General features: G+C 56.9%; 15 protein-coding genes and 1 tRNA gene. 9 read left to right on the forward strand and 7 right to left on the reverse strand.

What is annotated here, in order from left to right; all coding sequences use genetic code 11:
* Positions 1-16: 16 nt before the first annotated feature.
* Together AVMA1855_RS20005 and AVMA1855_RS20010 are read left to right on the forward strand one after the other, a co-directional pair.
* Complete coding sequence (locus tag AVMA1855_RS20005; protein ID WP_502870354.1) at positions 17-1,969, forward strand: autotransporter assembly complex protein TamA; 1,953 nt, start codon at positions 17-19, stop codon at positions 1,967-1,969.
* A gap of 18 nt (positions 1,970-1,987) precedes the next feature.
* Positions 1,988-6,184, forward strand: coding sequence for a translocation/assembly module TamB domain-containing protein (locus AVMA1855_RS20010; RefSeq protein WP_284427041.1), 4,197 nt, complete (start codon positions 1,988-1,990; stop codon positions 6,182-6,184).
* A gap of 9 nt (positions 6,185-6,193) precedes the next feature.
* Here the strand turns inward: AVMA1855_RS20010 and AVMA1855_RS20015 are convergent, their stop codons facing one another.
* Together AVMA1855_RS20015 and AVMA1855_RS20020 are read right to left on the reverse strand one after the other, a co-directional pair.
* Positions 6,194-6,688 carry a guanylate cyclase gene (locus tag AVMA1855_RS20015; RefSeq protein ID WP_284427042.1) on the reverse strand — a complete coding sequence of 165 codons (495 nt, stop codon included), beginning with the start codon at positions 6,686-6,688 and terminating at the stop codon, positions 6,194-6,196.
* A gap of 481 nt (positions 6,689-7,169) precedes the next feature.
* A tRNA-Arg gene (locus tag AVMA1855_RS20020) sits at positions 7,170-7,245 on the reverse strand.
* A gap of 53 nt (positions 7,246-7,298) precedes the next feature.
* Here AVMA1855_RS20020 and AVMA1855_RS20025 point away from each other — a divergent pair.
* On the forward strand, positions 7,299-7,751 hold the full coding sequence (locus AVMA1855_RS20025) for a hypothetical protein (protein WP_284427043.1): 453 nt from the start codon (positions 7,299-7,301) through the stop codon (positions 7,749-7,751).
* Positions 7,752-8,039: 288 nt separating this feature from the next.
* Positions 8,040-9,674 carry an N-6 DNA methylase gene (locus AVMA1855_RS20030; RefSeq protein WP_284427044.1) on the forward strand — a complete coding sequence of 545 codons (1,635 nt, stop codon included), beginning with the start codon at positions 8,040-8,042 and terminating at the stop codon, positions 9,672-9,674.
* On the opposite strand, the gene AVMA1855_RS20035 is transcribed toward AVMA1855_RS20030, so the two are convergent.
* Positions 9,671-10,858: a phospholipase D-like domain-containing protein gene (locus tag AVMA1855_RS20035; RefSeq protein WP_284427045.1), complete on the reverse strand. Its 1,188-nt coding sequence runs from the start codon at positions 10,856-10,858 to the stop codon at positions 9,671-9,673. The genes AVMA1855_RS20030 and AVMA1855_RS20035 overlap by 4 nt on opposite strands.
* A gap of 300 nt (positions 10,859-11,158) precedes the next feature.
* On the opposite strand from AVMA1855_RS20035, the gene AVMA1855_RS20040 reads away from it, so the two are divergent.
* From AVMA1855_RS20040 to AVMA1855_RS20050, 3 genes are all read left to right on the forward strand, one after another.
* Positions 11,159-11,635: a hypothetical protein gene (locus AVMA1855_RS20040; protein ID WP_284427046.1), complete on the forward strand. Its 477-nt coding sequence runs from the start codon at positions 11,159-11,161 to the stop codon at positions 11,633-11,635.
* A 270-nt stretch (positions 11,636-11,905) separates the two neighbouring features.
* Entirely contained in the window at positions 11,906-12,886 is a 981-nt protein-coding gene (locus AVMA1855_RS20045) for a replication initiation protein (RefSeq protein ID WP_284427047.1), read from the forward strand.
* A gap of 250 nt (positions 12,887-13,136) precedes the next feature.
* Positions 13,137-13,646 carry a hypothetical protein gene (locus AVMA1855_RS20050; protein WP_284427048.1) on the forward strand — a complete coding sequence of 170 codons (510 nt, stop codon included), beginning with the start codon at positions 13,137-13,139 and terminating at the stop codon, positions 13,644-13,646.
* Between the two features lie 27 nt (positions 13,647-13,673).
* Here AVMA1855_RS20050 and AVMA1855_RS20055 read toward each other — a convergent pair whose 3' ends face one another.
* The 4 genes from AVMA1855_RS20055 to AVMA1855_RS20070 form a co-directional block, all read right to left on the reverse strand.
* The gene (locus AVMA1855_RS20055) at positions 13,674-13,994 is read right to left on the reverse strand and encodes a hypothetical protein (protein WP_284427049.1); all 321 of its coding nucleotides are present in this window, start codon (positions 13,992-13,994) and stop codon (positions 13,674-13,676) included.
* Positions 13,995-14,199: 205 nt separating this feature from the next.
* Positions 14,200-14,493, reverse strand: a complete 294-nt coding sequence (locus AVMA1855_RS20060) for a hypothetical protein (protein ID WP_284427050.1) — start codon at positions 14,491-14,493, stop codon at positions 14,200-14,202.
* Positions 14,494-14,608: 115 nt separating this feature from the next.
* Positions 14,609-14,905, reverse strand: coding sequence for a hypothetical protein (locus AVMA1855_RS20065; protein ID WP_271466931.1), 297 nt, complete (start codon positions 14,903-14,905; stop codon positions 14,609-14,611).
* A 182-nt stretch (positions 14,906-15,087) separates the two neighbouring features.
* Positions 15,088-15,702 (reverse strand): zinc metalloprotease, encoded by a 615-nt coding sequence (locus AVMA1855_RS20070; RefSeq protein ID WP_284427051.1) that lies wholly within the window; start codon positions 15,700-15,702, stop codon positions 15,088-15,090.
* A 280-nt stretch (positions 15,703-15,982) separates the two neighbouring features.
* Between AVMA1855_RS20070 and AVMA1855_RS20075 the strand changes: the two genes are divergently transcribed.
* Together AVMA1855_RS20075 and AVMA1855_RS20080 are read left to right on the forward strand one after the other, a co-directional pair.
* Positions 15,983-16,339, forward strand: a complete 357-nt coding sequence (locus tag AVMA1855_RS20075; RefSeq protein WP_284427052.1) for a helix-turn-helix domain-containing protein — start codon at positions 15,983-15,985, stop codon at positions 16,337-16,339.
* Positions 16,340-16,381: 42 nt separating this feature from the next.
* Entirely contained in the window at positions 16,382-17,215 is an 834-nt protein-coding gene (locus AVMA1855_RS20080; protein ID WP_284427053.1) for a hypothetical protein, read from the forward strand.
* Positions 17,216-17,729: the final 514 nt, after the last annotated feature.

Raw genomic sequence — 17,729 nt, forward strand, 5'->3', positions numbered from 1 at the left:
CCGTTGCGCACCCCGGATGCGACGGCCTGGCAGCACTCCCTTCCAGCCCCACAAAGCCCTCTTCTACGTGTCCCTCCCCGCAACGCATTCTTCGAGACGATTTCCGACGCCGGCCTTGTGGCCGGCGTTGCTGCTTTCGAGCCTGGTGGCCCTGCAGGGCTGCAGCCTGCTGCCGGGCGCCAAGGAAGGCACGGTGGACAACAACACCATCCAGTCCGATGCCGGTGCCGGCACCGGGCCCGATGCGTTCTCGCTCGAAGTGCGCGCACCCGATGCCGTGCGCGAATACCTCACGCGGCACATGGAGCTGCAGCGCTTTCGCCAGCTGCCCGACCTGCAGTCGAGCGAGATCACCCGCCTGCTGGGCGCGGCCGAGTCCAACGCGCGAGAGTTGCTCGGCACCCTGGGCTATTTCAGCCCCACGCTCACCATCACGATGCAGGAGACGCCCGGCGCCACCGGCGCGCCGCGCACCATCACCGTGGAGGTGGAGCCCGGCCCGCAGACCCGCGTGGCCCGCGCCGACATCGATTTCACCGGCGCCGAGGCCGATTCGCCCCAGTTCGCCAACCGACGCGCGCGCGTGCAGCGCAGCTGGTCGCTCGCACCCGGCCAGCCCTTCACGCAGGACGCCTGGGACGGCGCCAAATCCCAGGGCCTGCGCCAATTGCAGGCCACCCGCTATCCCACCGCCAGCATCGCCAAGAGCCGCGCGGAAATCGACGCCGACCGCAACGAAGCCCAGCTGGGCGTGACCTACGACCCCGGACCGCCCTACCGCTTCGGCGCGCTGCGCGTGCAGGGCGGCGAGCGCTACAGCGCCGACGGTGCGCGCCGCATCGCCCGGCTGCCCACGGGCGCCGACTACAGCGAAGCCCAGTTGCTCGATGCGCAGATGCGGCTGGCCAGCAGCGGCTACTACGACGCCGTGTTCCTCTCGCTGGAAACCGACGGCACCGACCCGCAGGCCGCGCCCGTGGTGGCCCAGGTGCGCGAGGCACCCCTGCAGAAGGTGGTGTTCGGCGTGGGCCTGTCGACCGACAGCGGCCCGCGGCTGAGCGTGGACCACATCCACAACCAGTTGCCCGGCATCGGCTGGCGCGCCGTCAGCAAGGTCTCGGTGGACCGCAAGAACAAGCTGCTGTCCACCGACTGGACCGACCTGCCCGGCGAGGACGGCTGGCGCTGGTTCACCGGCGCGCAGGTGCAGCGCGAGACCACGGGCGACTACGAGGTCAACAGCAGCCGCCTGCGGGGCGGCCGCAGCAAGAGCACCGACCACATCGACCGCAGCTATTTCCTGCAGCACGACACCGCCAAGAGCCAGGGCACGGACGCGCCCCCCTCCAGCGCGGCCATCAGTGCCAACTACGGCTGGACGGGCCGCTACTTCAACAACACCACCAATCCCACGCGGGGCTTCGGCCTGGCCGCGGAGTTGGGCGTGGGCACCACGCTGCGGCCCGAGCGCGACCCGTTCGTGCGGGCCTACCTGCGGTGGCAGTCGTTCTACCCCATGGGCCGCGTGGACATGGGCGAAGGCGTCACCCGCACCAGCCGGCTGGCCCTGCGCGCCGAAGGCGGCGCAGTGCTTGCGCGCCGCGCGGCCGAGATCCCGGTGACCACGCTGTTCCTGACCGGGGGCGACACCACGGTGCGCGGCTACGGCTACCGCGAGATCGGGGCGCGCACCTCCAACGGCCAGCTGTATGGCGGCCGCTACCTGACCGTGGCCAGCGCCGAATGGCAGCGGCCGATCGAGTTCCGCGGCAACCGCACCGATTTCGAAACCGCCATGTTCATCGATGCCGGCGCCGTGGCCGACCGCGCGGGCGACCTGGACCCGCGCGTGGGCGTGGGCGCCGGCCTGCGCTGGCGCAGCCCCGTGGGGCCGCTGCAGGCCGACGTGGCCTATGGCGTGCAGGCCAAGCAACTGCGGCTGCACCTGCGGCTGGGCTTCAGCTTCTGACCGCCATCTGAAAGACCCATGGCAACGCGCGCTCCCCGCAACCCCTACGCCGCCGCGGCGGCCCCCGTTCCCGCACCCCGGCGCCGGCGCGGCTGGCGCATCGCCGCCTGGACCCTCGCCGCGCTGCTGGCCCTGGTCGCCCTCGTCCTCGGTGCGGCCTGGTGGTGGGCCGGCGGCCAGGCCTCGCTGGCCACCACGCTGGACCGCGCGGCACGCTACCTTCCCGCCGACCAGCAACTCGAAACCCGCGACGTGACCGGCTCGCTGCGCGCCGGCGGCCACATCGGCTGGCTGCGCTGGAGCAGCCCCACGCTGGCGGTGGAAGTCAACGATGCACGCATTGCCTGGCAGCTGGCGCCCTTGCTGCAGCGCCAGCTCACGCTGGGCGAAGTGCATGCGGCCGAGGTCAAGATCATCCCGCAGGGCCCGCCCCGCACCGAACCCGACACGCCGCCACAGCCGCTGCAATCGCTGGAACTGCCGCTGCGCATCGACCTGCCGTTCCGCGTGGACAGCATCACCTGGGCCGCGCCCAGCCCTGTCTCCGCGCAGGGGCTGGCGGGCCACTACCGCTACGACGGCACCCACCACCGGCTGGCGCTGGACAGCGTGGCCTTCGCTCAGGGCCACTATTCCGGCCAGGCCACCGTGCAGGCCCAGGCGCCGATGGCGCTGGAGCTGAAGGCCGACGGCACCGTGCGCACGGCATCGCCGGGCGGCGGCGACGACATCGAAGCCAAGGCCCATGCCGAGGCCAGAGGCACGTTGGCCACCGCAGCCGCACGGCTGCAGATCACCGCCCAATTGCAGGCACAGGCCGCCGAGCCATTGACAGCGGCTCCGCCCGCAGCGGGAGCTTCCCGCCCCGGCCCTGCCCCATCCGCCAAACCCGCAAAACCCAACAAGCCCGCAGCCCGCCCCGCGGCGCCCGCCGAACCGATGCGTGCCGACGTGCAGGCCGAGATCGCACCCTGGGCTGCGCAGCCGGTGCTGCAGGCGCGCGCCGACGTCGAATCCCTGGATCTGGCCGCGCTGTGGCCGCAAGCTCCCGTGACCTCGCTGAGCGGGCAGTTGCGCGTGGACCCGGCCGCTGCTGCCGCACCCGGTGCCACCGCCGCGGGCTGGGCCATCGGTGCCCAATTGCGCAACGCCGTGCCGGGACCGTGGGACCAGCGCCGGCTGCCCCTGGAAAGCATCGATGCCCAGGCCGCCTTCGACGGCACGCAGTGGACCGTGCCCGACGCCACCGCGCGCATCGGCAACGGCAGCGTGGCGCTGCAGGGCCGCTTCACTCCCGCCACGCGCGCCATGGAAGGCCGTGCCGAAGTGCGAGGCCTGCGCCCCAGCGCCCTCTACAGCACCCTGGACTCCACCCCCGTCGCCGGGCAGGCGCAGGCCCGCAGCGAAGGCGGCGACGGCGAACCGCTGGTGCGCTTTTCCGCCGACCTGCGTGCCACCGGTGCCGCGGCACCCCGGCGTGCCGGCGTGCCGGCAGCTCTGCGCGTCGAGCGCCTGGCCACCGAAGGCACCTGGCAAGGCAGCCGGCTGGCGCTCGCCCGCCTGCAGCTCGATGCCCTGCAGGCGCAGGTGAATGCGCGGCAGTTGCAGATCGGCACGGCCGACCTGTCGGTCAAAGGACAGTTGCAGGCCACCGTGCCGGGTGCCACGGCCCAGATGGATGGCCAGATCGCTCCCCGGGCGGGCAACGGCCAATTGGAGTTGCGGGTGGCCGATGCGCAGCGCGTGCAGCGCTGGATCGAGTCCTTGCCCGGCCTGGCCACCGCCCTGCGCGGCGCATCCATGCAGGGCGACGCCCAGCTCACCACCCGCTGGAACGGCGGCTGGCAGACCCTGCAGCGTCAATTGCAGGCGGCGGGCCTGCTGGCCCCGGCCGCCGCAGGCACGGCCCGCGCCGCTGCCGGCGAGCGGTTCGAATGGCAGGCCCGGCTGGCCGCGCCGCGCTTCGACGTCTCCCTGCCCGCCAGCGGCTCGGCCGCGCCCATAGCCGTGCGGCTCACGGCGGTGCGCGCCGAACTTGCCGGCGGATTGCCCCAGTCCACGCTGTCGCTGGACGGCGAGGCACGCGTGGACCGACGCCGACTGGACCTGCGCCTGCGCGGCACCGCGGGCACGGCCGCCCCCGGGCAATGGAACGCGCAGATCACCGAGTTGCGTGCGCAGGCCCGCGACGAACAACTGCCCGGCCCCTGGACGGTGCAGTTCAACCAGCCGCTGTCCGTTGCTCTGCGCCAGTCGCCCAGCCTGCAGGTGGAGACCTCGGGCGGCCAGGCCACCGTCTCCGGCCCGGCGCCGGGGCAGGTCACGCTGCACTGGGAGCCCGTGCGCTTTGCCCAGGCCGCCAATGGCGCCATCGCCTTGCGCACGCAGGGTCGCCTGCAGGGGTTGCCCATGGCCTGGACCGAAGCGTTCGGCCCCCAAGGCCAGGAAGCCCTGCAGCGGCTGGGCCTGGCGGGCAACCTCGTGTTCGACGGCGACTGGGACGTGGATGCGGGCGACACCCTGCGCGCCAGTGCCAGCGTGCGGCGCGCCAGCGGCGACATCCGCGTGCTGGCCGGCAGCGCCGCGCCCGCCACGACGGTGGTGCACAGCAGCGGCCAGGGCCAGGGCGCCGGCCGCGCGCAGACGAGCGAAGGGCCCGGCACGCCAGCGGGCGTGCGGCAGGCCGAAGTGCAGCTGCAGGCCGAGGGCGACACCGTGCGTGCCCGTGTGCAGTGGGACAGCGAACGCGCCGGCCGCGTGCAGGCCGAGGGCAGCACCCGCCTGGCCCGTGCCGATGGCGGCTGGCAATGGCCTGCCGATGCACCGCTGGCCGCCACCGTGCGCGCCCAGCTGCCGGACGTGGGCGTGTGGTCCGCCCTGGCACCGCCGGGCTGGCGCGTGAAAGGCACGCTGGACGCCAATGTCGCCCTCGCCGGCAACCGCGCCGCGCCCCGCTGGAGCGGCACGCTCGGCGCCGACCAGCTGTCGGTGCGCTCGCTCATCGACGGCGTGGACCTGCAGGACGGGCGCCTGCGCGCCACGCTGAACGGCGACCGGCTCGACATCACCGAATTCCGCGTGAACGGCGGCCAGGGCAGCAACGCCCGCATCGCCGGCTTCAGCGGCAACCGCACGGCGGCCCCGCGCGACGGCGGCACGCTCACCGGCAAAGGCAGCGTGTCGTGGACCACGGGCGGCAGCGGCGCCACCGGCTCCGGCATCGCCATGGACTTCGACGCCGAGGCGCGCGCCCTGCAGGTGCTGGTGCGCGCCGACCGCCAGGTCAGCGTGTCCGGCAATCTGCAGGCGCGGCTGCGCCAGGGCCAGTTCACGCTGCGCGGCAAGCTCACCACCGACCGCGCCACCATCATCCTGCCCGAGGCCGGCGCACCCAGCCTGGGCACCGACGTGGTCGTGCGCTCCGCCGCCAAGGACCGCGAAACCGTCAAGCAAGCCGAACGCGCGGGCCAGGCCGCCGGCCGCGTGGAAGCCGCCAAGCCGCCGGACATCGCCGTCACCCTCAACCTGGGCGACGACTTCGCGCTGCAGGGCCACGGCATCACCACCCGCCTGGCGGGCGAGCTGGAAATCCGCGGCGCCACCGTCGCCGGGGCGCCGCCGCGCGTCACCGGCGAGGTGCGCACCGTGGAAGGCCGCTACCGCGCCTGGGGCCAGTCGCTCGATGTGGAGACGGGCCTGGCACGCTTCAACGGCCCGTACGACAACCCCGCGCTGGACATCCTGGCCATCCGGCCGAACATCAGCGTGCGCGCCGGCGTGCAGGTCACCGGCTCGGCCAAGGCGCCGCGCGTGCGACTCTATTCCGACCCCGATCTGCCCGATGCCGAAAAGCTCTCCTGGGTGGTGCTGGGCCGCAGCGGCGCCGCCGGCGGCGCCGAGGCCGCGCTGCTGCAGCAGGCGGCGCTGGCGCTGCTCGGGGGCAACGGCAATGCCGGTGCCGGCAACTTCGCCAAGCGCGTGGGGCTCGACGAGATCGGGTTCAAGGGCCCCGGCTCGGGCGAGGATGCCTCGGCGGCCGCGCTCACCTTCGGCAAACGCCTGTCCAAGGACCTGTACGTGACCTACGAGCGCAGCCTCTCGGGCGCCCTGGGCACGCTGTACATCTTCTACGACCTGACCAAGAGCCTCACGCTGCGCGGCCAGACCGGCGCGCAAAGCGCGGTGGACCTGATCTACACGGTGCGGTACGACTGACGGGGCCCATCAGCCCGCCGCGGCGCGGGCGAACTGGGGCGCATTCTGCACCCGGCCATCCCCGTGCGGCAGATAGGGATAGAGCAGGCTCCCCGCGGCCTGCAGCAATTCGAACTGGGCGGACGCCAGCCCCTGCTCCACCAGATCGAAATGGCACAGCGTGCCGTACAGGCCGCCGCGGTGATCGGTCACCGGCATGCCGTGGTAGGCCACCACCACCCCGCGGAACGAGCTGGCCAGCAGCCGCTCGTCGTGCATCGAGTTGTCCACCAGCAGCGAGCCATCGCGCAGCACGAACTGGCAAAAGCTGTTGTCCAGCGCCACCACGGCCAGCGCCTCGGGCCGGATCTGGTGCTGCTTGTCGTAGAGGAAGACGTTGATGAGCTGCGACTCGATCACCTGGAAGATGCCGGTGTACCGATGCGGCACACCGCGGTTGAGGGCCTCCATGGCGGGAGAGAGTCCCTCCGCCTGGAGCATGGCGTGGAACTGTGGAGGCGTCATCGGTGAAATCATTGCGGAGGCATTTTAGAGCGGCGCACCGCCCGGGGCGCGTTGCCGCTGCGGAAATGCGGCACTCCCATGGCCTGTGGCCCCGCGCCGGGCGCGATCTTCTTTTGCGGAGGTCTCAGCACAGCGGGGAAAAGCTGCCACGGCCACGCCTTTACAATCGCCCGTCCTCCTCGTAGTTCAATGGATAGAACGAGTGCCTCCTAAGCCATTCCGGGGGGTGCAGCGCGACACCTAAGTGGTTGATTTTATTGAGAATCACACCTCTGGAATCCCTCCAAATCCCCCCTGTTCCAACCCACTCTTGGAACAAATTTGGAACGTGGATCAGGAGCAACAGCAGGCGGGTAGGCAGCCAGGCAAGGTGCTGAAAAGCGTGACCCAGAAACAAAAACAGGTAGCGCATGGCTACCTATTTTTTGCCTGAAAGATAGCTTGGTGCTATCTAAAGAGTGGAACCCATAGGGCGCCTGGATGGTGCCCCCGACACGAATCGAACGTGTGACCCTCTTCTTAGGAGGAAGATGCTCTATCCACTGAGCTACGGGGGCCAGCGCGCTATTATAGCAGGACGAGAAGACCTTAGACAAGAATGAGCTAGAAGATGGTAGACCAACAACTTATTGATTATTTGAGAGTAAAGACAAAGGGCAAGTTGTTGATGTCACCTGAACAATTGGCAGAAGAAATTGGGATCCCGGCCAAGCAACAATCAAAGTTGCGAAAGGAAGGCCGATTTCCTATCCCGTTCAAGAACATAGGACGGCTGGTCTACTACTCTATCTATGATGTAGCCAACTTCTTGCTGAATGGCGAAACAGTACCTTCCAAGGAAGTTCCGCAGGAAGTGCCCGCGTCGATTGTGATTCAGAAGAAGGCCGTCAAGCCCAAGGCAACTGTTCAGGATTTGTCGCACATCTTCATGCTGCGTGCCTTCGCACAGTCTTTGGAAGAACGTGCTACCGCCATGCTTTCCCTGGCAGAGAATTTGAAGGACTATGCCAACAAGAAGGAAATGATGAATACCTTCAATCGAAAATTCCCAATGAAGTATTAGTTTTACCAAATATGCGTTGCAAAGTGGGCACCTAGGGTGCCCTTTTTTGTTGACGTCGCCACCTTATACAGCTACCATCATGTCATCTATGTAACATCACATAAGGCACATGATGGCCATTGGAGAATCCGGGAGAATCGTCCTGGAGATAGACCCTGATCTTAAGAAGAGGCTTTATGCATGCCTCGCTCTAGAGCAAATCACACTAAAAGACTGGTTTATCAAAACAGCCGAAGAGTCAATGAAGCGCAAACACCCAGAAATCTTCATTGCGAAGAATGAAAAATAATGAACTTCATTGAAAACGAATCAGAGCAAAAGCTGCGCGGGGGTTATTACACCCCAGAAGATTTGGCAACCTATATTGCCAAATGGATTTCAAAGAATGCTCCAAAAGACGTGTTAGAACCTAGCTGCGGCGATGGTATCTTTGTGAAGGCATTTCACAATATTGGCAACACGGAAAATCTTCATTTCCACGGCTTTGAATTGTTCGAGGACGAGGTTGCCATCGCAAAAAAGCGAGCCTCGCAATACAAGATCAATAGCACCATTAAGTGCGCTGACTTTCTGGATCATGCCATCAGGCTTATGAATACAGAGAGAGCTGAATATGATGCGGTAGTTGGCAATCCGCCTTTTATTCGCTATCAGTACCTTCCAGCAGAGTCTCAAGAAAAGTCGGAGATTATCTTCAAGAGCGAGCATCTTAAATTTACCAAGCACACAAATGCTTGGGTTCCATTTGTCATTGCGGCAATAAAGACCTTAAAACCGGGCGGCAGGCTTGGAATGATTTTGCCCGCCGAAATCATTCATGTAATGCATGCTCAATCACTAAGAACCTATCTTGGCGAGCAATGCAGCAAGTTGCTGATCATTGATCCAGAGGAAATCTGGTTCGAAGGCACACTTCAAGGCGCAATCATTCTTTTTGCCGAAAAAAAGCAAAAAGCGGCAGACCACTCTTATGGGCTTGGCATCTATAAAGTGGTCGGAAAGTATTTTCTAAATGAAGATCCAGAAGAGATCTTCGAAAATACACCACGCATCAACGGTGAAACCGTTGAAGGCAAGTGGACACAAGCACTCTTGACCAATGAAGAAAGAACACTCTACAAGTCGCTATTGAAACTTGATGAAGTTCATAAATTCCATGATATTGCGAGAGTGGACGTTGGCATCGTCACCGGTGCGAACAAGTTCTTCTTAGTCCCCAATGAAGTAGTTCATGAATATGGATTGGCAAAGTTCGCTCATCCAATGTTTGGACGAAGCGAGCATTGTCCCGGCCTTATCTATGATGAGAAGCAGCATCAAGCGAATGCTGAAAAAGGCAACCCTACCAACTTCATTCTTATCAAAGATGAATTGAGCAAGCTTCCTAAGAAAGTGAAGGAATACATTGCGCTTGGTGAGTCCGAGAAGCTACATACTCGTTATAAGTGCAGGATCAGAAAGCCTTGGTATACAGTTCCTTCTGTGTATTCAACGAAGATTGGCATGCTCAAACGCAGCCACGACATCCCTAAGCTGATTCTCAATAATGCTGAGGCTTATACGACTGATACAGCATATCGGATTACGGCCAATGAAAACATTGCTGCCGACAAGCTTGTTTTCTGCTTCCTAACAGCATTGACTGCTTTGAGTGCAGAACTTGAAGGACGCCACTATGGGGGTGGAGTTCTTGAGCTTGTTCCTTCTGAGATTGAAGAACTAGCCATTGCCTACCCCAAAAAGCTTACCGAAGTTGATCTAAAAGCTTTGAACGAAACCTATAAAAATGAAAGTGCCCCCAAGATTCTTGAGCAACAATCAAGAATCGTCCTTGGGGCACTTGGGGTTACTTCCGAGCAGCAGGCAACTCTATTGAATGCTTGGAGGCGCCTGAAGAATAGACGACAGCGAATCAGCGATTAGTCAATCTCAATCATATACTCTGGCGGGGTGGAGTCTTTTCTATGCAAAGTCATAATCCGCTCTAGCAGATCATTTTTTGCAATGAGGCTCTTTGCATCGCCCCAGCTAATATTGGTCATTGCATTATTCTGTAGATATGACTTGGACGTCGTATCCGTATTATGCGAAATCTTCAAGTCAAAGGTTCCTCTATATTCACCTTTAGTGAAAATATGAACCTTGATTTGAGCCCTCTCATAATGAGGCTTGGATGCATCAACGGCCCAACCTACATCAACAAAAACTTCATCACGGAAGTAGTGCCGCTGATCTATGCCCTCCATAGCACCTTTCTTCCATAGCATAGAGCCAGTTGGATTAGTGTTCCCTCCAGTAGGAATGTTCAGATCCCGCTCTTTTAGCTCTTTGCTCTGCCATACCAAGTAGTAATCTTGGGTGTTGGGTTTCGCGATGCTAGGGCGACGGGTAATTTCTTCTTTTCCATCTTTTTTGACGATGATTTCGTCAATAAATTCTTTACCAGCCTTCTTTTTGGTGACTGGGAGTGGAAACTTCTTGAATAGCTTCATCAAAGGCGTGGCATCACCTTTTACCTTTGATGAGCTTGAACTCTTTTGCTTTACTACTACAGTTTCATCAACAACTCTACCACTCTCAAAGATTTCTCTAATATCCTTCTTGCTCTTGACATTTAGAACATGTTCAGGATAAGCCGCGGCAAGGTGATTAAATATTGCCTCAGTCTGATCAACAAAACTCTTGTCGTCAACAGTGCTCAAATCAAGATCAAGAATAGAACTAGCTTCAATATTGTTGTGTAGGCCGCCAAACGTCAGATTGGCACTACCTATGATTGCTGTTGCTGATTTTTTGAATTTGGCGAGGTATATCTTGGGGTGAAAGATAGTAGTGCGTGACCCTGTATCAACCACATAGAGGTTCGCACCAGTCTCCAAAATCACTTCCAAGGCCTGGTAGGAAGTGATGTCGTTTCGGATGCCAACGAAGACAGCACACTTCGTCTTGTGCTTCTCCAACGCTGTTTTGATGACGTCAGCACCTTGGCTCTTAGCAAATGCAACACTGATCAGTAGTTTATCAAGATCTCTACCAAGGGCCTCTTTGATAATCGTTGAGTGATCTTCCTCAGTCACTGCTTGCAACAGGAAACGTGCCTTCGCCATGTATGTCCTCCAAGATGTTACGCAATGATATCAAGGAGACTTGCATCTGACCAGATCCTAAGATGCAGGTGGCGCACGTGACTTTCATCAAGAAGGAAGAGCTACGCTAATTCGAACTAGCGTTCATCATTTTTTCAGATCCGCTGCCTCTTCAATAAATATCTTCGCTAAAAACTTTGAAACAGTTGACGCTTTTAGTTCTTGCTCATAGAGTACAACCACCAACAAGCCAAGGCACTGTAGTAGCTTGTTGAACACAGCAAGCAACTACCGTCTTAACCACACTATTGGAGTATTTATATGGCAGAAGCCAAGAAGCTGTCTCTCGCTGACATCCTTGCCAAGCGCAAGGAATTTGAGGACCTGGTGAAGGCTCAGATGGAAGCTGAACGTCCTGATGCTCTCAAAGCCGTTCAGGAACAGATCAAGCTTTTCAACTTTACGGCTGAAGAACTGGGCGTGAAGGCTCCTGCTGCTGGCCGAACCTCTGCGGCCCCCAAAGGCTACACTGGTGGCACCCGCGTCATGAGCAAGCCCCTCAAGTCCACCAAAGGTGATGAAACCGGCGTGTGGCTGAACTACCCTCCAAAGTTCTTGGAGGCCGAAGGCTGCTTTGACACCTATAAGAGTGGCAAGTCCGTTGATGGATGGTTGGTCACTCGTGCCGATAGCAAAGCCAAGGCCAAATTCCTCAAGAAGCTGTCTAGCCGTGTTGGCACCCCGCCGAACAAGGTACAACTGGGTGAAGTGACTGAAGCTGAATTTCAAGCAGCCTAAGTTCTGCACTCTTACAGAAAGCACCTACGGGTGCTTTTTCATTTCCGAATTCCAAATCTTAATCAATTTGACTTTCTCAATTAAATTTCGTAAAACAAAAGCAGAAATGAAAAATGCCCAAGCAGCAAACTTGAGCATTTTAGAAATTCAGGAATAAGAAGAAGCTGTGACCGGCTTTGACCTGATGTAAATATTAAAACGTATTTAATATCAATTGTCAAGAGCCCAACCTATTAATTCCTGTCTTTCGCAAGAAAACAAGGAATTGATATGTATGCGAGTTTTATACAGGCTTTGCCTGACAAGGTTAGAAGTGCAGAGTTCAAAGACGAGGGCACCAAGTTCAGAAAACGTGAAAAGGCTCTTGGCTATCGCTATGTAGAGTTAAATCAGCTCTACAAGAAGTTCATTGCGTTGGACATTGATGAGCCAGGATCTGCCTACCTCTGGGATGAACACGGTCTGCCTCCGCCAACCATAGTCGTAGTCAACCCAGAGAACACGCACTGCCACTACCTCTACGAGCTCAACACGCCCGTCTACTACACGGAGGAAGCTCGCAGAGCGCCGCAGAAGTTCTACGAGGCCACGGACATTGCCTTGACCCGCAAGCTGGGTGCCGACGCTGCCTTCACCGGCCACTTGGTCAAGAATCCACTTCACCCAAGCTGGCGCACCATCTGCAACCATCACAGCTACGACCTAGAAGACTTCCAAGAGTACGGGATCGATCTCACGCCCCAGCGCCGCAGAGAAGTTCTGCGCGACTCTGGCATTGGCCGAAACACCACCTTGTTTGACACGTTGAGGCACTGGGCCTACGCCGAGGTCAAGCAACACGCCTCTCACACCATTTTCCAACTCGCTGTGGACTCCAAGGCACTGTCCATCAACAACCACTTTATAGCCCACGAAAACGGCATTCTTCCAGCAAAAGAAGTGCTTTCTACTGCCAAGTCAGTCGGCAAATGGACATGGAAGCACAGGGCCAGCATTGGCACGCAGAAGAACAGGGGGGTCTTGGAGCTACCCGCAGACATGCCTATCAAAGAAAAACAGGCCCAAGGTGCAGCATACACCAATGTAATTCGTACAGAAGCAGTGGACGACAAGATTAAAACGGCAATCCACACCTGCAAACAAAGAAGGCTAGATGTCACCCCAGCAAACTTGGAAAAATGTGGATTAGCAGGCAGCACTTTTCGCAAGCATAGAGAAGCCACCTTCAACTGGATAAGACTTCTTTCTTGACATTAGCTCATGTCTACATAACTAGTTATCTTGTGCCATTACGGTGTATATCAGATAGTTACCCCATCCTTGGGGTCATCTGCAACCAGAATTCCGAAGGACTTAAAACCTGAATTTATGCTCCCGACAGGGCATCATAAAAAAATCGAATGTCCGCAGAACTAAAGCAAAGAAGAGAAAGAAAAATTGGCGGCTTCAAATATTTGACAAAGCAAATCCAATTGTTAGCATAGAAAAAAAGGAGAATATCATGCCAAGAATAAGAAAAAGTTTGACTCTAGCCATTCTAAGCTGCCTGCAAGTTGCCTCACACGCGGAAGATAGCCAGTACGTTCCAATTCACAACCTCACTATTATCAGCTACAACCCATTGACTACAAACTACAACCCTGACTATGACTACTATCCAGGATTGATGGCAAAACAAAGTCAAGGAAGCGATCAAGGTGTATCTGGGTCCACAGCTTCAGTAGCTAATGCAAGGTCATCTCAAATAGCCGAGTTGCAAGAAAAGCTTGAACAGCTCAAGCAGCAACGAAACGAGAATACCAAAAAATTAATGAACTCTTCTATTGGAGAAATGATGACCAGATCAGTACAAGGAAATCAACTCAATACTGAGATTCAAAACCTTGAGGATAGGATGACAACGTTGATGACGGGTCAAGCACCTGTGAGAGTAGTAAATCAAGCAGCACCAAGAAGGTCAATAAATTGCTACACATATGGGCTTGGCAATGCATTCACGAGTTGCAATTAAAAAAGCACCCGAAGGTGCCTTTCCAGATCAACTCAAATTTTTTGAGCTGGATTTCTTAGGAGCAGCCTGTTTGACTTTCTCGTCCATGATCTCAACGATCTCCCCATACTCGGCAATTAGCCTTGCCCATTCATCAATCAGCACTTCTGAATAGGCGTCACCCAACGCTGTTGATAGCTCATTGTCTAAAGAAGCATTGTAGGCATAGGTATACCAAACCCCATCAATCTTGACCGCAATAGCCACCTTAGTGCCATCAGAGGTCTTCAAAACATAGGCTTGAGTCAGCCTACCCGTATCAATCCTCTTGGTCTTCTCGTCACGAGGAATAAAGCTCAGATCAGACATACTCTTACGAAACCTTCCAATGATTTTGTTAAATAAATTTCTCCACCACATCATAGATTAATCTCCTTTTGAGATCAATCTATGAAAAATTGACAGCAAGTCAACGTCGATCACACCAGTGAAGAATGGTCCGCTGCGACGGGTCCTTTCAAAAACTCCAAGAAGACCGCATAGTCCAATACAAAAGCACCCGTAGGTGCTCTTTCTATTTTTTCATCCACTCTTCAAACATTTCCCTCAAACCCGCGTGTTGGAGAATCATTGACTCGCAGAACTCAGGGTTCTCTTCCAAGAACTGATAAAGTGGATATTTATCAGGCTCAATCAACAAGCCTTCTTTCTTCACATCAATGATCAGGTCCGCAAACTGGGGCGGCGGTCCGATAAGAATCAAGTTAGGGTAGGCCAAAGCGATCAGCGTGTCGCCAATCGTCTTGTTGGTGTCCTTGCGAAAAATTGGATCAATGTGGGCTTCAAAAAATGCCAGATAGATGGTCATGATGTCCATGTGTGGTGCTACTACGTATTCGCACCCCAACAAGGTTCTGGCAGAAGCTTTTTTGCAGCATCTATTTTCCTCAATAAGTTGCCCCCATTCTATGGGGGCGTCTTGATCAGCTCAAGAAGGTGTGCCCGCAGCGGTGGCAGAAGAAGCCGCTGTCATACAGAGCCTTCCACTTGGGGAACTCCACTTTGTAGACTGCCGACTTCTTGCGATAGCTCCAGACAGCATGCGCGAACACAGCCCAGAGGGCCAAGTTCATGTAGCGGAAGATCGCGTCAGGACCGCTGGCCGCGAGCCAAGGCGAACTCACCAGAGGCAGCACACCCAGAGCAAACACAGCCCAGAGCGCCGGTTTCTTCGGAGGGCTGAAACGCTGCGCAAGGCTGGTCTGGCTCACACCGTTCATGGTGCCCACGTAACCTGTAGCACCACTCCCCACACCCACCCCTGTCACCGTGCCAGAACTGAGGGAGGTGCCGCTATCCAGAATGACACGGACCGACTGCACATGGTCGCTGCCGCACTTGGGACATTGGATACCCATTTCTATCTCGCTTTCTTGGTTGGCTTGTCTAGATGAATCGGCAGTTACTTGGCTGCACGCTTCACAGCTAGATTGCTAGCCACGGTGGATTGCGGGTTGCCGTACAAGGTAGCCAGAACGTCCCAGAAGGCAGTAGAGCTAGCTGGGCCATCACCGCCGAAGCCGTCAAAGTGGTAGGCAAGGCCAAGAGCATGGCCGAACTCGTGGGTCACGATGTCTTGGGTCACATCGCACCGGCCATTGCCCAGATTCACATAGACAGGGTTGGAGGCAATGCCGTTCTGTTTGTCTGGCTGGATTGGGTTGCCGACATTGGGGCCGGTAGCCACATTGGCACAGAAGCCTGCATAGTTGGTGGAACCCGCTGGCACATACGAGGTGCCATAGCTCACACGAATGAAGTTGCCGCTTGCAGGCAGGGTGTCGGTGGCCTCCATGACCAAAGAGCCAGAGAGCTTGGTGTTGATCTGGGCAATGGAGGTGCGAACCTTGGCCGCGTAGTCTTGCTCAGTGGCCGTCGCGGGAGCGGGCACATACACCGCAACCTTTTGGGCAGGGGTGCCAGACCAGCGCCATGTGCCAGCAGGCCGGTTACTCGGCAAGAAGTCAATGTTGCTGGACTTCACGTTGGCGACGACTTGCGCATCGGAGGCCGTCACGTTGTCCTCCCCAGCAGGTTGCGGACTCGTGGGACTTCCTCCGGTGGGTGGTGCAGATCCTGCGCTGCTGTCACCTCCTCCCCCACCACATGCCACCAGGCTCATCGCCAAGATGTTGACTGCTGCCAGCTTCAGACTGAGATGCATCTTTGCTACTTTCATTAGAGAACTTTGGGTACCAACCAGACTTTTCAGGTTGATACACAACTCTAACGCATGTTCATCTTTCGGCGTTGACTCACAACCATTGAAGTTGTCTAACGAAGATGGAACCAGTAGCATGCCCCCACAGAACACACCACACCTGGAGCTATTCAAGAGCATTGGGCGCACGCTGGCCCAGCGCCGAGAGGCCAAGGGCCTGACACAAGACCAAGTGTCTGAAGCCCTTCATATCGGCACGGAGGCTGTCTCCCGCATGGAGCGAGGGATCACCATGCCGACCGTGCAGCGGCTGGCCGAGTTGGCAGAGGTGTATGGGTGCGGGATCGATGAGCTACTGATTGCCAGCAGCACACGGAGCAATGACCAGGCCGAACTGATCGCTCAAGTGCTCCAGACCCTGCCGGATGCAGACAGAGCCATGATTGTGGAGGTGGTACAGAAGATAGCCGCCAGATTGAAGGATAGGCTGTAAATTAATCAACTAGCATTCAAATAATTCAGAGAAAATCTCCAAATGCAAAATTCCTTCCACTATCAATCCGACGAATATGACCGACAATCCCAGAGGTTTGTCATTCCGTTGTATTTAAAAGATGAATTAGAGAATTTTCATTTCTCATCTACTGGCACATTGGCAAAATACCAAAACCATCATTACATTTTATTTGCAGCACACGCACTTAGTACCGAGGAAGATTTTCAAAAAATCCACATGATGCTAGCAAATGGAGAATTCCTTCCAATACACGATCTATCAATCGGGCATAAAGTTTTTGAAAAAGAAGATGTGGTCATTGTTGATTGCTTCAACCGAAGGCTTGATAGCAAAAACTACTTTGACCTTGAGCAAAAAAGCCTTCTTGGCTTTGACAAGAGACACTTCACGTGGATCGGCTTCCCCGCCAGCCTCTCAAAAATAAAAAAGATTGGCAAAACCATTACTCCCGCCGCGCTAGTCAACAGGTACTTTCACAGTGATTCCACAGGAGCTTATCTAACCAGCGCAGAGTACTACAAAATAACTTCCAAGTTGATAACCAACAATGCGATTGAAATCACAGGAAAGTATTCGCGCAAGAACGCTTCATTGAAATACAAAGGAACGGTCAGCACAGCCTACCATCCGAAAGGAATGAGCGGCGGAGCCATGTTCTTCTTTACAAAAAACCAAATATTAAAGCCCAGTCTTGAGGATACATTTCGATTCGCAGGAATCGGATTAGAATATTTAAAAGATGAAACTATTCGCGGTGTACCTGCGCGAAGAATTGTTGAGCTTTTAGATGAATTTGACCTAGCCAATCCGTTACAGTTTCATTTATCAGAAGACACTCACCAACCAAGTTGAGCACTTATACCTACGGTTAGATAATCATCATTACAGCTTAGATCCACCTTGTTTTTTTACGTAGAAGCTACGCTTTGCATGTCACTTCAGTTATAGTGAACAGAGCAAATGGGCTTCAAGCAACCTACGCAATTCATGGACCAACGCACACAACTTAGCGAAACTGCGGAGGATATCTTGTCGCAGTGGATCAAGAATCAGCCGTTCTACCAAGAACAAGTCAGCCCAAGCAAAGATGGGCTGTCACCAGATCAGATAGATGTCATCATCGCTTTCCGAAAGCGAATCTCCGCACAGACAATTCATTAAGAAGCACCTTCGGGTGCTTTTTTCATGCCTATCAAATTCGGCTTATGGAAAATCGCCACACTCATACATGCCAAGAGACAAATTCATCATCAAATCGAGCAAGAAGCTGAAAGCACTTCATCACATACACAAGTATTGTCGTCACATCAAAGACCAGCAAGAGCGAGATGAATTGCAATCCAAAGTCATGTTTGAAATCAAACTA

It is taken from the genome of Acidovorax sp. SUPP1855, assembly GCF_030158955.1.
Lineage (GTDB): Bacteria > Pseudomonadota > Gammaproteobacteria > Burkholderiales > Burkholderiaceae_C > Paracidovorax.

Bases quoted from the DNA above. Each gene is read 5' to 3' on its own strand.
- AVMA1855_RS20040 (WP_284427046.1), top strand. From the start codon at position 11,159: ATGGCAGAAGCCAAGAAGCTGTCTCTCGCTGACATCCTTGCCAAGCGC.
- AVMA1855_RS20030 (WP_284427044.1), top strand. From the start codon at position 8,040: ATGAACTTCATTGAAAACGAATCAGAGCAAAAGCTGCGCGGGGGTTAT.
- AVMA1855_RS20075 (WP_284427052.1), top strand. From the start codon at position 15,983: ATGCCCCCACAGAACACACCACACCTGGAGCTATTCAAGAGCATTGGG.
- AVMA1855_RS20010 (WP_284427041.1), top strand. From the start codon at position 1,988: ATGGCAACGCGCGCTCCCCGCAACCCCTACGCCGCCGCGGCGGCCCCC.
- AVMA1855_RS20015 (WP_284427042.1), bottom strand. From the start codon at position 6,688: ATGACGCCTCCACAGTTCCACGCCATGCTCCAGGCGGAGGGACTCTCT.
- AVMA1855_RS20080 (WP_284427053.1), top strand. From the start codon at position 16,382: ATGCAAAATTCCTTCCACTATCAATCCGACGAATATGACCGACAATCC.
- AVMA1855_RS20055 (WP_284427049.1), bottom strand. From the start codon at position 13,994: ATGTCTGATCTGAGCTTTATTCCTCGTGACGAGAAGACCAAGAGGATT.
- AVMA1855_RS20050 (WP_284427048.1), top strand. From the start codon at position 13,137: ATGCCAAGAATAAGAAAAAGTTTGACTCTAGCCATTCTAAGCTGCCTG.
- AVMA1855_RS20060 (WP_284427050.1), bottom strand. From the start codon at position 14,493: ATGACCATCTATCTGGCATTTTTTGAAGCCCACATTGATCCAATTTTT.
- AVMA1855_RS20045 (WP_284427047.1), top strand. From the start codon at position 11,906: ATGTATGCGAGTTTTATACAGGCTTTGCCTGACAAGGTTAGAAGTGCA.
- AVMA1855_RS20025 (WP_284427043.1), top strand. From the start codon at position 7,299: ATGGTAGACCAACAACTTATTGATTATTTGAGAGTAAAGACAAAGGGC.
- AVMA1855_RS20065 (WP_271466931.1), bottom strand. From the start codon at position 14,905: ATGAACGGTGTGAGCCAGACCAGCCTTGCGCAGCGTTTCAGCCCTCCG.
- AVMA1855_RS20005 (WP_502870354.1), top strand. From the start codon at position 17: ATGCGACGGCCTGGCAGCACTCCCTTCCAGCCCCACAAAGCCCTCTTC.
- AVMA1855_RS20035 (WP_284427045.1), bottom strand. From the start codon at position 10,858: ATGGCGAAGGCACGTTTCCTGTTGCAAGCAGTGACTGAGGAAGATCAC.